Origin of the sequence: Nissabacter archeti, assembly GCF_018257325.1 — a bacterium.
Lineage (GTDB): Bacteria > Pseudomonadota > Gammaproteobacteria > Enterobacterales > Enterobacteriaceae > Chimaeribacter > Chimaeribacter arupi.
This window is the reverse complement of sequence record NZ_JAERKB010000010.1, coordinates 105,298-119,489: the sequence shown is the minus strand read 5'-3', so window position 1 is coordinate 119,489 and position 14,192 is coordinate 105,298. Positions and strand designations below refer to the sequence as shown.

At 58.5% G+C, this 14,192-nt stretch carries 12 protein-coding genes; all 12 read left to right on the top strand.

The features are described 5' to 3' along the window. Positions 1–513 precede the first annotated feature (513 nt). Positions 514–951, top strand: coding sequence for an NADH-quinone oxidoreductase subunit A (locus JK232_RS15305; protein WP_212589368.1), 438 nt, complete (start codon positions 514–516; stop codon positions 949–951). Between the two features lie 15 nt (positions 952–966). Continuing rightward, positions 967–1,641 (top strand): NuoB/complex I 20 kDa subunit family protein, encoded by a 675-nt coding sequence (locus JK232_RS15300; protein WP_072930543.1) that lies wholly within the window; start codon positions 967–969, stop codon positions 1,639–1,641. Between the two features lie 151 nt (positions 1,642–1,792). Next, the gene (gene nuoC, locus JK232_RS15295; protein ID WP_072930541.1) at positions 1,793–3,592 is read left to right on the top strand and encodes an NADH-quinone oxidoreductase subunit C/D; all 1,800 of its coding nucleotides are present in this window, start codon (positions 1,793–1,795) and stop codon (positions 3,590–3,592) included. Between the two features lie 2 nt (positions 3,593–3,594). Then, positions 3,595–4,131, top strand: a complete 537-nt coding sequence (gene nuoE / locus JK232_RS15290; protein ID WP_072930539.1) for an NADH-quinone oxidoreductase subunit NuoE — start codon at positions 3,595–3,597, stop codon at positions 4,129–4,131. Beyond that, positions 4,128–5,498, top strand: coding sequence for an NADH-quinone oxidoreductase subunit NuoF (gene nuoF / locus JK232_RS15285; RefSeq protein ID WP_072930536.1), 1,371 nt, complete (start codon positions 4,128–4,130; stop codon positions 5,496–5,498). Before nuoE ends, nuoF begins: the two co-directional genes overlap by 4 nt. A gap of 97 nt (positions 5,499–5,595) precedes the next feature. After that, the gene (gene nuoG, locus JK232_RS15280) at positions 5,596–8,322 is read left to right on the top strand and encodes an NADH-quinone oxidoreductase subunit NuoG (protein WP_072930533.1); all 2,727 of its coding nucleotides are present in this window, start codon (positions 5,596–5,598) and stop codon (positions 8,320–8,322) included. Continuing rightward, complete coding sequence (gene nuoH / locus JK232_RS15275; protein ID WP_072930531.1) at positions 8,319–9,296, top strand: NADH-quinone oxidoreductase subunit NuoH; 978 nt, start codon at positions 8,319–8,321, stop codon at positions 9,294–9,296. The genes nuoG and nuoH overlap by 4 nt, the downstream gene beginning before the upstream one ends. Before the next feature lie 14 nt (positions 9,297–9,310). Further along, the gene (gene nuoI / locus JK232_RS15270; protein ID WP_072930529.1) at positions 9,311–9,853 is read left to right on the top strand and encodes an NADH-quinone oxidoreductase subunit NuoI; all 543 of its coding nucleotides are present in this window, start codon (positions 9,311–9,313) and stop codon (positions 9,851–9,853) included. Between the two features lie 13 nt (positions 9,854–9,866). Next, positions 9,867–10,412, top strand: a complete 546-nt coding sequence (gene nuoJ / locus JK232_RS15265; protein WP_072930527.1) for an NADH-quinone oxidoreductase subunit J — start codon at positions 9,867–9,869, stop codon at positions 10,410–10,412. Further along, positions 10,409–10,711 (top strand): NADH-quinone oxidoreductase subunit NuoK, encoded by a 303-nt coding sequence (gene nuoK, locus JK232_RS15260; RefSeq protein WP_072930525.1) that lies wholly within the window; start codon positions 10,409–10,411, stop codon positions 10,709–10,711. The genes nuoJ and nuoK overlap by 4 nt, the downstream gene beginning before the upstream one ends. Next, positions 10,708–12,552 carry an NADH-quinone oxidoreductase subunit L gene (nuoL, locus tag JK232_RS15255; protein ID WP_212589367.1) on the top strand — a complete coding sequence of 615 codons (1,845 nt, stop codon included), beginning with the start codon at positions 10,708–10,710 and terminating at the stop codon, positions 12,550–12,552. Before nuoK ends, nuoL begins: the two co-directional genes overlap by 4 nt. A 106-nt stretch (positions 12,553–12,658) precedes the next feature. Further along, positions 12,659–14,188 carry an NADH-quinone oxidoreductase subunit M gene (gene nuoM, locus JK232_RS15250; RefSeq protein WP_072930521.1) on the top strand — a complete coding sequence of 510 codons (1,530 nt, stop codon included), beginning with the start codon at positions 12,659–12,661 and terminating at the stop codon, positions 14,186–14,188. The last annotated feature ends 4 nt before the right edge of the window (positions 14,189–14,192 follow it).

Sequence of the window (14,192 nt, the reverse complement as noted above, 5' to 3'; positions counted from 1 at the left end):
TGGTTTTCATTCTCACCCAAAAAGCTTCATGCACTCATCGTATTATTTAAAATAGCGTTTTTATTTTTATGAAAAGCGTAAATCCATTACTGATTTTGTCTGTTTTTTTACCAAACATGCTAAAAGTGTGTTCTGGATCAAAAAAATAACCCCAGTTATTACAAGGAAGCCCAGAAACTTTTTAACAGAGTGCTATAGTTGTTCGCGACTCCTTACTCCTTTTGACATCCTTCTGTTAATGCTCATTTTTTAACTGACACGATTTAGCACAGACACACGCACGTGATGTTAATAAAATGATACTCATGTAAAATAATATAGAGTTACTTTTGTTAAAGTTGACAAAAGGTTATAGAAAGGGGTAAAAAGCCCACAGTAAAACACCGCCTTAAGCGTGTTTCAGGCCCTGTTTTGGTGTGGTTATTAATCCTTCCCTTGAATCGATGTGGTGCAGCAGCTGCCGGTTAAAAGAGCAGAACAAACGTCGCCGCTTTTGATGAGTAAGCTAAGAGTATGTCAACAACCACTGAAGTCATCGCTCATAACTGGGCGTTCGCCATATTCCTTATCGTTGCTATCGGGCTTTGCGGGCTCATGCTTCTCGGCGCGTATTTTTTGGGTGGGAGAGCCCGGGCGCGTGGAAAAAATATCCCGTTTGAGTCAGGCATAGACCCGGTAGGATCGGCAAGAATGCGGCTTTCGGCCAAATTCTATCTGGTAGCCATGTTTTTCGTCATTTTCGATGTGGAAGCCCTGTATCTCTATGCATGGTCAACCTCCATCCGTGAAAGCGGCTGGACGGGTTTCATCGAAGCCACCATTTTCATTGTAGTGTTGCTGGCAGGCCTGGTGTATCTGGTGCGTATCGGCGCGCTGGACTGGGCACCGGTGCGTTCGAAAGGGCGCCGGCCGGAGGCAATAACTCAAAACACCCCACGTCATCCGCAGTAACAGCGAGGCATTAAGATGGACTATACGCTGACCCGCGTAGAACCTGACGGTGAGAACGACCGTTACCCCCTCCAAAAACAGGAGATTGTCACCGATCCCCTGGAGCAACATGTTCACCGCAGCGTCTACATGGGCAAACTCGAGCATGCCTTGCATGACATGGTGAACTGGGGGCGCAAAAACTCTCTTTGGCCGTATAACTTCGGCCTGTCGTGCTGTTATGTGGAAATGGTGTCGTCATTTACCGCCGTGCATGACGTGGCCCGTTTCGGGGCGGAAGTACTGCGTGCCTCGCCGCGCCAGGCTGACTTCATGGTGGTGGCCGGTACGCCGTTCACCAAAATGGCCCCGGTTATCCAGCGCCTCTATGACCAGATGCTGGAACCGAAATGGGTCATCTCTATGGGGGCCTGTGCCAACTCCGGCGGCATGTATGACATCTATTCCGTGGTGCAGGGTGTAGACAAATTCCTGCCGGTTGACGTCTATATTCCCGGCTGCCCGCCGCGCCCTGAAGCCTATATGCAGGCGTTGATGCTGTTGCAGGAGTCGATCGGCAAAGAGCGCCGCCCGCTCTCGTGGGTGGTGGGTGACCAGGGGGTGTACCGCGCCAACATGCAATCCGAAAGAGAGCGTAAGCATGGTGAGCGTATTGCAGTGAAAAACCTGCGTACTCCTGACGAGATTTAACGCTACGGTCAGATTCGTCCGTTACGTTGGCTGCTGCACCCCGCACTCTGCGCGCCCGGCAACACGATGCCGCCGTGCAGGGCACAGAGCAGAAAGACAATAAGCGCAGCGACGCCCGGCACGCCCTGACCATTTTGTGTGGTGAAAAAATATGACAGATTTGACGACGCACGACCTCGCCCAGCCGGCCTGGCACTCCCGCGATCACCAGGATGATCCGGTCGTGGGCGAACTGCGTAACCGTTTTGGGCCGGATGCCTTTACTTTGCAGGCAACCCGTACCGGGATCCCGGTATTGTGGGTCAAGCGTGAGCAGTTGCTGGAAATCATGACCTTTTTACGTAAGCTGCCGAAGCCTTATGTCATGCTGTATGACCTGCATGGCATGGATGAGCGGCTGCGTACCCATCGCCACGGCCTGCCGGCGGCGGACTTTTCGGTGTTCTACCACCTGCTTTCCATTGAGCGCAACACCGACATCATGCTCAAGGTCGCGCTGTCTGAAAGCGATCTGCATGTGCCGACCGCCACCAAGGTCTTCCCGAATGCCAACTGGTATGAGCGTGAAACCTGGGAGATGTTCGGCATCACCTTTGACGGCCACCCGCACCTGACGCGCATCATGATGCCGCCGACCTGGGAAGGGCACCCGCTGCGCAAAGACTACCCGGCCCGCGCCACCGAATTTGATCCCTTTACGCTGACCAAGCAGAAAGAAGCGCTGGAGATGGAAGCGCTGACCTTCAAGCCGGAAGAGTGGGGCATGAAACGCGGCACCGAAAATGAGGACTTCATGTTCCTCAACCTCGGCCCGAACCACCCCTCCGCACACGGGGCGTTCCGCATCATCCTGCAACTGGACGGTGAAGAGATCGTCGACTGCGTGCCGGACATCGGCTACCACCACCGCGGCGCGGAAAAGATGGGCGAGCGCCAGTCCTGGCACAGCTACATTCCCTACACCGACCGCGTTGAATACCTCGGCGGCTGCGTCAATGAGATGCCGTATGTGCTGGCAGTCGAAAAGCTGGCCGGGATTGTGGTGCCGGATCGCGTCAACGTTATCCGTGTGATGCTCTCTGAGCTGTTCCGCATCAACAGCCACCTGTTGTATGTCAGTACCTTTATTCAGGACGTCGGGGCGATGACCCCGGTGTTCTTTGCCTTTACCGACCGCCAGAAAATTTACGACCTGGTTGAAGCGATTACCGGCTTCCGTATGCACCCGGCCTGGTTCCGCATCGGCGGCGTCGCGCATGACCTGCCGCGCGGCTGGGACCGCCTGCTGCGCGAGTTCCTGAACTGGATGCCGGCCCGCCTTGACAGCTATGTGAAAGCGGCGCTGAAAAACTCCATCCTGAAAGGCCGCTCTCAGGGCGTGGCGTCATATAACGCCAAAGAGGCGCTGGAGTGGGGCGTGACCGGGGCCGGCCTGCGCGCTACCGGCATCGACTTCGACGTGCGTAAAGCCCGCCCTTACTCCGGCTATGAACACTTCGATTTCGAGGTGCCGCTGGGCGACGGCAACAGTGACTGCTACACCCGCGTAATGCTGAAAGTGGAAGAGATCCGCCAGAGCCTGCGCATCCTGGAGCAGTGCCTGAACAACATGCCGGAAGGCCCGTTCAAGGCCGATCACCCGCTGACCACGCCGCCGCCGAAAGAGCGCACGCTGCAACATATCGAAACCCTGATTACGCACTTCCTGCAAGTGTCGTGGGGCCCGGTTATGCCTGCCAACGAGGCGTCGCAAATGATTGAAGCGACCAAAGGGATCAACAGCTACTACCTGACCAGTGACGGCAGCACCATGAGCTACCGCACCCGCATCAGGACGCCGAGCTTCCCGCACTTGCAGCATATTCCGTCGGTGATCCGTGGCAGCCTGGTATCCGATTTGATCGTGTACCTCGGCAGTATCGATTTTGTAATGTCAGATGTGGACCGCTAACGATGACAGATTTCAATAAAGACTCCCAACCGCTGGCGGTAAACGCTGCCGCACCGGCCGCTGCAGAGCCGTTTGTGCTCTCTGCGGCTGAACGCGATGCGATTGAGCATGAAAAGCACCATTACGAAGATGCCCGCGCCGCCTCCATTGAAGCGCTGAAGATTGTGCAGAAACAGCGTGGCTGGGTGCCGGACGGCGCTATCCACGCCATTGCCGAGGTGCTGGGCATTCCGGCCAGTGACGTAGAAGGCGTCGCGACCTTCTACAGCCAGATTTTCCGGCAGCCGGTTGGCCGCCACGTGATCCGCTACTGCGACAGCGTGGTATGCCATATCACCGGTTATCAGGGCATTCAGGCGGCTATCGAGAAAAAATTGAACATCAAACCAGGGCAAACCACCTTTGACGGGCGTTTTACCCTGCTGCCGACCTGCTGTCTGGGCAACTGTGACAAAGGGCCGACCATGATGATTGATGAAGATACCCACAGCCATCTGAAGCCGGACGATATTGACGGGCTACTGGAGCAATATCAATGACAACCACGGGCTTTACTCCACGAACCATCGTCCGTACCGCTGAGCAGCACCCGCTGACCTGGCGCCTGCGTGACGACAAACAGCCGGTGTGGCTGGATGAATACCGCAGCAAAAATGGCTATGTCGGCGCGGAAAAAGCACTGAAAGGGCTGGCGCAGGATGACGTGGTCACCCTGGTGAAAGACGCGGGCCTGAAGGGCCGCGGCGGCGCAGGCTTTTCCACCGGGCTGAAATGGAGCCTGATGCCGAAAGACGACAGCATGAACATCCGTTACCTGCTGTGTAACGCGGATGAGATGGAGCCGGGCACCTACAAAGACCGCCTGCTGATGGAGCAACTGCCCCACCTGCTGGTGGAAGGAATGCTGATTGCGGCCTATGCGCTGAAAGCGTACCGCGGCTACATCTTCCTGCGCGGTGAATACATTGAGGCAGCCGTCAACCTGCGCCGCGCCATTGCCGAAGCCACTGAAGCGGGCTTGCTCGGCAAAAACATCCTGGGTTCCGGCTTTGATTTTGAGCTGATTGTGCACACCGGGGCCGGCCGTTACATCTGCGGTGAAGAGACGGCGCTGATCAACTCCCTGGAAGGGCGCCGCGCGAACCCGCGCTCCAAGCCGCCGTTCCCGGCCTCTGCCGGGGTGTGGGGCAAACCCACCTGCGTGAACAACGTGGAAACGCTGTGCAACGTGCCGGCCATCGTCGAACACGGCGTGGAGTGGTATCAGGGCATTACCGGCGGCAAAAGCAAAGATGCGGGCACCAAAATGATGGGCTTCTCCGGCCGGGTTAAAAATCCGGGCGTCTGGGAGCTGCCGTTCGGCATCACCGCACGTGAAATCCTCGAAGATTACGCCGGGGGGATGCGTGACGGGCTGAAATTCAAAGCCTGGCAGCCGGGCGGGGCGGGGACGGACTTCCTGACCGCTGACCACCTTGACCTGCCGATGGACTTTGAAAGCATCGGTAAAGCCGGCAGCCGTCTGGGGACGGCACTGGCGATGGCGGTCGACCACGAGATCAACATGGTGTCGCTGGTGCGCAACCTGGAAGAGTTTTTTGCCCGTGAATCCTGCGGCTGGTGCACACCGTGCCGTGATGGCCTGCCGTGGAGCGTCAAAATCCTGCGGGCGCTGGAGCGCGGCGAAGGCCAGCCCGGCGACATCGAAACGCTGGAGCAGCTCTGCCGCTTCCTTGGCCCCGGTAAAACCTTCTGCGCCCATGCGCCGGGGGCCGTGGAGCCGCTGCAAAGCGCGATTAAATATTTCCGGGACGAATTTGAGGCGGGCATCGCCAAGCAGCATTTCAGCAATGCACATGCCATCAATGGCATCCAGAGCAATAACCTGCTGAAGCAGCGTTTTTGATTGCCGCCGCAGAGGCGGGGAGGTTATCCCGCCCGCGCCCTATAGAATTTTTGATTAACGCCCGTGCCTGCACGGGCCTCGTGGAAGCATGCTGACTATGGCTACGATTCATGTAGACGGCAAAGAATACGAAGTAGACGGAGCGGACAACCTGTTGCAGGCTTGCCTCTCCCTTGGCCTCGATATTCCTTATTTTTGCTGGCATCCGGCGCTGGGAAGCGTCGGCGCTTGCCGCCAATGTGCGGTCAAGCAGTACCAAAATGCGGAAGATACCCGTGGCCGCCTGGTGATGTCCTGTATGACACCCGCATCGGACGGCACCTTTATCTCCATTGATGATAAAGAAGCGAAGGATTTCCGTGAGAGCGTCGTTGAATGGCTGATGACCAACCACCCGCATGACTGCCCGGTCTGCGAGGAGGGCGGCAACTGCCATCTGCAGGATATGACGGTAATGACCGGCCACAGTTTCCGCCGTTACCGTTTCACCAAACGCACCCACCAGAACCAGGATCTCGGGCCGTTTATCTCACACGAGATGAACCGCTGCATCGCCTGTTACCGCTGCGTACGCTACTACAAAGATTATGCGGACGGCACCGACCTTGGGGTGTACGGCGCGCATGACAACGTCTATTTCGGCCGCCCGGAAGATGGGGTTCTGGAGAGCGAATTCTCCGGCAACCTGGTGGAAGTCTGCCCGACCGGCGTATTCACCGACAAGACGCACTCCGAGCGCTATAACCGTAAGTGGGACATGCAGTTTGCCCCGAGCATCTGCCAGCAGTGCAGCGTCGGCTGCAACACCAGCCCCGGTGAGCGTTACGGCGAACTGCGCCGTATCGAAAACCGCTATAACGGCACGGTTAACCAGTACTTCCTGTGTGACCGCGGCCGCTTTGGCTACGGATACGTGAACCTGAAAGATCGCCCCAAACATCCCCGTCAGCGGCGCGGCAATGACTGGATCGAACTCAACGCCGAACAGGCGATGCAGGGCGCGGCGGATATCCTGCGCCAGGCGAAAAAAACCATCGGTATCGGATCACCGCGTGCCAGCCTGGAGAGCAACTTTGCCCTGCGTGAGCTGGTCGGCGCTGAAAACTTCTATACCGGCATTGCGGCACAGGAACAGGCGCGGCTGAAAATGATGCTGAACATCCTGCAAAACAGCGGCGTACATACGCCGTCGTTGCGCGAGATTGAGAGCTATGACGCCGTGCTGATTCTGGGTGAGGATCTGACCCAGACCGGCGCGCGTATTGCGCTTTCCGTCCGTCAGGCCGTGAAAGGCAAAGCGCGCCAGATGGCCGCCGCCCAGCGCGTGGCTGACTGGCAGATCGCTGCTGTGCTTAACATCGGCCAGCACGCCAAACACCCGCTGTTCATGACCAGCGTCGACAGCACCAAAATGGATGATATCGCTGCCTGGAGCTACCGTGCCCCGGTGGAAGAGCAGGCGCGCCTCGGTTTTGCCATCGCCCATGCACTGGACGACAGCGCCCCGGCGGTCACCGATCTCGCTGACGGCCTGAAAGGCAAACTGGACGTGATCGTGCAGGCCCTGGCCGGTGCGCAGAAACCGCTGATCATCACCGGCAGCAATGCAGGCAGTGATGCGGTGATTGCCGCTGCGGCGAACGTGGCCCGTGCACTGAAAACCCGCGGCAGCAATGTCGGCATCACCTTCGTGGCCTCGGCCGCCAACAGCATGGGCCTGGCCCTGATGGGCGGCGGGTCGCTTGACGACGCGCTGGCGCTGCTGGCGAACGGCCATGCAGACAGCGCCATCGTGATGGAGAACGATCTCTACCGCCATGCCGCCGCTGACCGTGTGGATGCCGCATTGGCAAACGTCAGCAACCTGATTGTGGCCGATCACCAGCATACAGCGCTGATGGATAAAGCGACGCTGATTCTCCCGGCCGCCAGTTTTGCCGAGAGTGACGGCACGCTGGTGAACCAGGAAGGCCGTGCCCAGCGCTTCTTCCAGGTCTATGATCCGGCGTATTACGATCACAGCGTGGCGATGCTGGAGAGCTGGCGCTGGATGCACTCGCTGCATTCAGTCTATACCAGCCGCCAGGTGGACTGGACGCAGCTCGATGATGTGATTGCCGCCTGCGTCACCGCGCTGCCGCAACTCAGCGCCATCCGTGATGCCGCGCCGGATGCCTCTTTCCGCATCCGCGGGCAGAAGCTTTCCCGTTCCCCGCACCGTTACAGCGGCCGTACGGCGATGCGCGCCAATATCAACGTGCATGAGCCGCGTCAGCCGGTTGACCGTGACACCATGTTTGCCTTCTCAATGGAAGGGAACAACAACCCGCTGGCCGACCGTAACCAGGTGCCGTTTGCCTGGGCACCGGGCTGGAACTCCCCACAGGCCTGGAACAAGTTCCAGGACGAAGTGGGCGGCCACCTGCGCCACGGCGATCCGGGTGTGCGCCTGATTGAAGCAGGGGAGGGCAGCCTCGACTGGTTCCGCGATGTCCCGGCCGCCGTTCCGGCGGTTGCCGGTCAGTGGCGCGTGGCCCCTTACTATCATCTGTTCGGCAGTGAAGAGCTGTCACAGCGCGCGCCGGTTATCCAGCAACGGATGCCGCAACCGTATGTGATGGTCAGCCGCGACGACGTGGCCCGTCTGGGCGTCAACCCCGGTGCGCTGGTGGAATTCACCTGCGCCGGCCAGCGCCTACGCCTGCCGGTACGCCTGAGTGAGACACTCAGCCAGGGGCAGCTTGGCCTGCCGCTGGGGTTGCCGGGTATCCCGCCTATCCTGGCCGGGGCAACGGTTGAAAATCTGCGGGAGGCGGCATTATGAGTTGGTTTACCTCTGAGGTGATCGATGTCCTGATCGCCATCCTGAAGGCGGTGGTGATTCTGCTGGTGGTGGTCTCCTGCGGTGCCTTTATGAGCTTCGGTGAACGCCGCCTGCTCGGCCTGTTCCAGAACCGTTACGGGCCAAACCGTGTCGGCTGGGGCGGGTCGCTCCAGCTGGTGGCCGACATGATCAAGATGTTCTTCAAAGAGGACTGGGTACCGCCGTTCACCGACCGGGTGATCTTCACCCTGGCCCCGATGATCGCGTTTACCTCGTTGCTGCTGGCCTTCGCCATTGTGCCGGTCAGCCCGACCTGGGCGGTCTCCAACCTGAATATCGGGATCCTGTTCTTCCTGATGATGGCCGGCCTGACGGTGTACGCCGTGCTGTTCGCCGGCTGGTCGAGTAACAACAAATACTCGCTGCTGGGGGCGATGCGTGCCTCTGCCCAGACCCTGAGCTACGAAGTGTTCCTCGGGCTGTCGCTGATGGGCGTGGTGGCACAGGCGGGGTCATTCAATATGGCCGACATCGTTAATGACCAGGCACACGTGTGGAACATCATTCCGCAGTTCTTCGGCTTCGTGACCTTTGCGATAGCCGGGGTAGCCGTGTGTCACCGTCACCCGTTTGACCAGCCGGAAGCCGAGCAGGAACTGGCGGACGGTTACCACATTGAATATTCCGGCATGAAGTTCGGGCTGTTCTTTGTCGGGGAATATATCGGGATCGTGACGGTTTCTGCCCTGATTGTGACGTTGTTCTTCGGCGGCTGGCAAGGCCCGTTCTTGCCGCCGTTTATCTGGTTCGCGCTGAAAACGGCCTTCTTCATGATGATGTTTATCCTGATCCGTGCGGCCCTGCCGCGTCCGCGTTATGACCAGGTGATGTCATTCGGCTGGAAAGTCTGTCTGCCGCTGACCTTGCTGAACCTGCTGGCGACGGCCGCGGTTATTTTGTACAACGCTCAATAAGGGGTGAATGAACCATGACATTGAAAGAGTTAGTGGTTGGTTTCGGCACCCAGCTACGCAGTATCTGGATGATCGGGCTGCACGCGTTCAGTAAGCGTGAAACCCAGATGTATCCGGAAGAGCCGGTTTACCTGCCGCCGCGCTACCGTGGCCGCATCGTGCTGACGCGCGATCCGGACGGCGAGGAGCGTTGCGTAGCCTGTAACCTGTGTGCGGTCGCCTGCCCGGTCAGCTGTATTTCCCTGCAAAAAGCAGAGACCAAAGACGGACGCTGGTACCCGGAATTTTTCCGCATCAACTTCTCCCGCTGCATCTTTTGCGGCATGTGTGAAGAGGCGTGCCCGACCACTGCCATCCAGCTGACGCCGGATTTCGAGCTGGGCGAGTTCAAGCGCCAGGATCTGGTGTATGAGAAAGAGGATCTGCTGATCTCCGGGCCGGGTAAATATCCGGAATATAACTTCTACCGGATGGCCGGTATGGCAATTGACGGCAAAGCGAAAGGCGATGCGGAAAATGAAGCCAAGCCGATCGACGTCAAAGGCCTGATGCCTTAAGGAGCTCGCAAGCATGGAATACGCCTTTTATATCGCCGCATTGGTGGCCGTGGTCGCGACCATCCGCGTCATCTCGCACACCAACCCCGTGCATGCCCTGCTGTACCTGATTATCTCCCTGCTGGCGATTGCCGCGGTGTTCTTCTCACTGGGCGCGTACTTTGCGGGCGCACTGGAGATCATCGTGTATGCCGGGGCCATTATGGTGCTGTTCGTGTTCGTGGTGATGATGCTTAACCTCGGCAACTCGGTACAGGAGCAGGAGCGTACCTGGCTGAAACCCTCAGCCTGGGTCGGGCCCGGTATTCTGTCACTGCTGCTGCTGGCGGTGCTGATTTACGCCATCCGCACCATCAACGACCAGGGCATTGACGGCCAGGTCATTGATGCGAAAGCGGTAGGCATCAGCCTGTTCGGCCCTTACGTGCTGGCGGTGGAGCTGGCCTCAATGCTGCTGCTGGCCGGCCTGGTGGTGGCTTACCACGTAGGCCGTGAGCAGAAGCCCGGCGACGTGCTGAGCAATGACGCGGTGAAAAGAAAAACGGAGGAAAAAGCATGATCCCTCTACAACATGGCCTGATTCTGGCGGCCATCCTGTTTGTGCTGGGGCTGACCGGGTTGCTGATTCGCCGCAACCTGCTGTTTATGCTGATAAGCCTTGAGGTGATGATCAACGCGGCCGCACTGGCCTTCGTGGTGGCAGGAAGCTATTGGGGACAGGCCGACGGCCAGGTGATGTATATCCTGGCGATAAGCCTGGCGGCGGCAGAGGCCAGCGTGGGCCTGGCGCTGCTGCTCCAGCTCTATCGCCGTCGCCATACCCTGAATATTGATACTGTCAGTGAGATGCGCGGATGAACTTACTCTACTTAACTGTTCTGCTACCGCTGATCGGCTTTTTGCTGTTGGCATTTTCCCGCGGCCGCTGGTCGGAAAACCTGTCGGCGACTGTCGGCGTCGGGTCGATTGGCCTGGCGGCGCTGGTCACCGTCTATGTGGGTATGGATTTCTTAAGCCAGCGCGCGGCCGGGGTGCAGGTCTTTAACCAGAACCTGTGGAACTGGATGCAGGTCGGCGATTTTAACATCGCTGCCACCCTGACGCTGGACGGCCTTTCGCTGACCATGCTGTCGGTGGTGACGGGTGTCGGCTTCTTCATCCACATGTTTGCCTCCTGGTACATGCGGGGAGAGGAGGGCTACTCGCGCTTCTTCGCCTACACCAACCTGTTTATCGCCAGCATGGTGGTTCTGGTGCTGGCCGATAACCTGCTGCTGCTCTACCTCGGTTGGGAAGGGGTGGGCCTCTGCTCCTACCTGCTGATTGGGTTCTACTACACCAACCCGGAAAACGGCAAAGCGGCGATGAAGGCGTTTATCGTGACCCGCGTGGGTGACGTGTTCCTGGCCTTTGCGCTGTTTATCCTTTACCACGAGCTGGGCACGCTGAACATCCGTGAACTGATGGTGCTGGCCCCGCAGAAACTGGCGGTGGGCGACACGGCCATTACCTGGGCGACGCTGATGCTGTTGGGTGGTGCGGTGGGTAAATCTGCGCAATTGCCGTTGCAAACCTGGCTGGCTGACGCGATGGCCGGCCCGACGCCAGTCTCCGCGCTGATCCACGCCGCGACCATGGTGACGGCGGGCGTCTACCTGATTGCCCGCACGCATGGCCTGTTCCTGATGGCGCCGGAAGTGTTGCATCTGGTCGGGATTATTGGTGCCGTTACGCTGCTGCTGGCCGGGTTTGCCGCGCTGGTGCAGACCGACATCAAACGTGTGCTGGCCTACTCCACCATGAGCCAGATCGGCTACATGTTCCTGGCGCTGGGTGTGCAGGCCTGGGACGCGGCGATCTTCCACCTGATGACCCACGCGTTCTTCAAGGCATTGCTGTTCCTCTCCTCCGGTTCGGTGATCCTGGCCTGCCACCACGAGCAGAACATCTTCAAGATGGGCGGCCTGCGTAAAACCATTCCGATGGTGTATGTCTGCTTCCTGGTGGGTGGTGCGGCTCTGGCAGCCCTGCCGCTGGTGACCGCGGGCTTCTACAGTAAAGATGAGATCCTGTTTGGTGCCTTTGCCAATGGCCACATCAACCTGATGCTTGCCGGGCTGGTGGGTGCATTCCTGACCTCGCTCTATACCTTCCGCATGATCTTTATCGTGTTCCACGGTGAGCCGAAAACCAAGGCGCACGCCGGTAAAGGCATCACCCATCATCTGCCGCTGCTGGTGCTGCTGGTGCTCTCGACCTTTGTCGGCGCATTGATTACGCCACCGCTGGCGGGCGTGCTGCCGGAGAATCACTTCGGGGAAGAGGGCAAGATGATGCTGGAAATCACCTCCGGGATCGTGGCGATTGTCGGCATCCTGCTGGCGGCTGCCCTCTACCTGGGCAAGCGTTCGCTGGTGAACAGTGTGGCGAAGAGTGCCCCAGGCCGCTTCTTTACGGTCTGGTGGTTCCATGCATGGGGCTTTGACTGGCTCTACGACATGATCTTCGTCAAACCTTATCTGTTCATTGCGAAATTGCTGCACCGCGATCCGCTGAATTCAGTGATGAACCTGCCGGCGCTGGTAACCCGTGTCGGTAACCGCGGGCTGGTTCTCACGGAAAATGGCCAGGTGCGCTGGTATGTGGCGTCAATGGGTCTGGGTGCAGTGGTCGTACTGGCGCTGTTGTTAGTGGTTTAACGAATAAGAGTTTGTCGAACATTGCAATGCGGGCAGGTGCGCCAGGTATTGGCCGCCTGCCGGACAGCACGTTTCACGTTTATTCAAATAAGGGACACCAAACGCCATGCTACTACCTTGGCTAATTCTTATCCCCTTTATCGGCGGTCTGCTGTGTTGGCAGTGTGAGCGCTTCGGTAGCAAGGTACCGCGCTGGATCGCTCTGATCACCATGGGGCTGACGCTGGCGCTGTCGCTGCAACTCTGGTTGCAGGGGGGTTATTCTTTACTGGTGCCGCAGGGCATTCCGCAATGGCAATCTGAATTCCGCCTGCCGTGGATCCCACGTTTCGGCATTGAATTCCATCTGGCGCTGGATGGCCTGTCGCTGCTGATGGTGGTGCTCACCGGCCTGCTCGGCGTGCTGGCAGTGCTCTGCTCATGGCGTGAGATTGAACGCTATCAGGGTTTCTTCCACCTGAACCTGCTGTTCATCCTGGGCGGCGTGATCGGCGTGTTCCTCGCCATCGACATGTTCCTGTTCTTCTTCTTCTGGGAAATGATGTTGGTGCCGATGTACTTCCTGATTGCGCTGTGGGGACACAAAGCGTCAGACGGGAAAACGCGCATCACGGCGGCGACCAAGTTCTTCATCTACACCCAGGCAAGCGGACTGGTGATGCTTATCGCCATCCTCGGGCTGGTGTTTGTGCATTACAACGCCACCGGTGTCTGGACGTTCAGCTACGAAGCACTGCTGAGCACGCCGATGTCGCGCAACGTTGAATACCTGCTGATGCTGGGCTTCTTCATTGCCTTCGCGGTAAAAATGCCGGTGGTGCCGCTGCACGGCTGGCTGCCGGACGCCCACAGCCAGGCCCCGACTGCCGGTTCCGTTGACCTGGCGGGGATTTTGCTGAAAACCGCGGCCTACGGCCTGCTGCGCTTCAGCCTGCCGTTGTTCCCGCACGCGTCGGCCGAGTTTGCGCCGATTGCCATGTGGCTTGGTGTCATCGGCATTTTCTACGGTGCCTGGATGGCCTTTGCCCAGACGGACATCAAACGCCTGATCGCTTACACCAGCGTGTCACACATGGGCTTCGTGCTGATTGCCATCTTCACCGGCAGCCAGCTCGCCTATCAGGGTGCGGTAATTCAGATGATCGCCCACGGCCTCTCTGCCGCCGGTCTGTTCATCATCTGCGGCCAGCTCTATGAGCGCCTGCACACCCGTGATATGCGCCTGATGGGCGGCCTCTGGGGGCGCATCAAGTTCATCCCGGCGTTGTCGATGTTCTTTGCGGTTGCCACCCTCGGGATGCCGGGGACCGGTAACTTCGTCGGCGAATTCATGATCCTGTTCGGCAGTTTCAGTGTGGTGCCGGTAATTACCGTGATCTCAACCTTTGGTCTGGTGTTTGCCTCGGTCTACTCGTTGATTATGTTGCAGCGTGCCTATTTCGGTACGCCGAAATCCGATCAGCCGCTGCCAGGGATGTCGTTGCGTGAGCTGTTCATCATTCTGTTGCTGGTGGTACTGCTGGTGCTGCTGGGGGTTTACCCGCAGCCTATCCTGGACACCTCCCATGCGGCGATGAGCAACGTGCAGCACTGGTTCGGGTCTGTGATTCCATCCATTTCAACAACAAGGCCGTAATTCG